Source organism: Halorubrum sp. AD140 (assembly GCF_034497445.1).
In the GTDB taxonomy this organism is placed as follows: domain Archaea; phylum Halobacteriota; class Halobacteria; order Halobacteriales; family Haloferacaceae; genus Halorubrum.
In genome coordinates this window covers 1-1,077 of record NZ_JAXRUU010000316.1, presented here as the reverse complement: position 1 = coordinate 1,077, position 1,077 = coordinate 1, and the positions used below count along the sequence as shown (strand labels likewise).

At 73.3% G+C, this 1,077-nt stretch carries 1 protein-coding gene; it reads left to right on the top strand.

Going from position 1 to position 1,077, the window contains the following annotated elements; genetic code table 11:
* A partial coding sequence (locus U4E84_RS18485; RefSeq protein WP_322533515.1) for a M28 family peptidase occupies positions 1-885 on the top strand: 885 nt, incomplete at its 5' end.
* Between the last annotated feature and the right edge of the window lie 192 nt (positions 886-1,077).

The window sequence follows — 1,077 nt, the reverse complement described above, 5'->3', positions numbered from 1 at the left end:
ATCGAGGGCGCGCTCCCGCCGACCGGCGAGATCGGGTACCACAACCGGCCCGGCCCGATCCCCGCGGTCGGCGTCTCGAAAGAGGTCGGGGACCGCCTCTCGCGGCTGGCCGAGGCGGCAGACGCTGACGGCGCCACAGCGGACGATCGCCCGACCGTCTCGCTCGACGTCGACTGCCGGAACGAGCCGACGACCTCGGTGAACGCGGTCGCGGAGGTCGGGCCGGACACCGAGGAGGCGGTGTACCTCACCGCCCACGTCGACGCCCACGACGTGAGCGACGGCGCCAACGACAACGGCGCGGGGTCCGCGCTCGTCGCGGAGGTCGGTCGCCTCCTCGCGACCGTCGAGGACGACCTCGACACGCGGGTGCGCCTCGTCACCTTCGGCTCGGAGGAGATCGGACTGTGGGGAGCGTACCACACCGCCGGGACGACCCCGGAAGCGGCGATCGCCTGCGTCGTCAACCTCGACGGCGCCTGTAGCTCGCGGAACCTCCGCGTCGGCACCAACGGGTTCGAGGGGATGCGCTCGACGTTCGAGGCGGTCGCGGACGCGTTCGACGCGCCCCTGACGACCGGCGAGACGATATCGCCGCACGGCGACCAGTGGGCGTTCGTCCAGGAGGGGATCCCGGCCGTGATGGCCTCGACGACGAGCGACCAGTCCGGTCGCGGCTGGGGACACACCCACGCCGACACCCTCGACAAGCTCGACTCGCGGGACCTCCGGGAGGTGGCGACGCTCGTTGCCGCGGCCGTCTACCGGTTCGCGACCGGCGAGATCGAGGCGGAACACCGCTCGCGGGAGTCGATCCGCGACGCCATCGACGAGGGGTACGTCGAGGAGCTGAAGACGGGCGGGCGGTGGCCCTACGAGGAGTGAGGGCGAGGAGGAGCCGGTGCGAGACAGCGGCGAGAACGGGGCCGGCCGAACCCGGCGCGGCGGCTCGCGAACGCCTCGCCGGACGCCGCGCGACTCACTCCTCGTCGGAGTCGTCGCAGACGCCGAGCGGGAGCGACTCGGGGGCGTCGCCCTCGCCGTCGAGGCCGGCGTACGCGTCGTCGATGAGCCGGG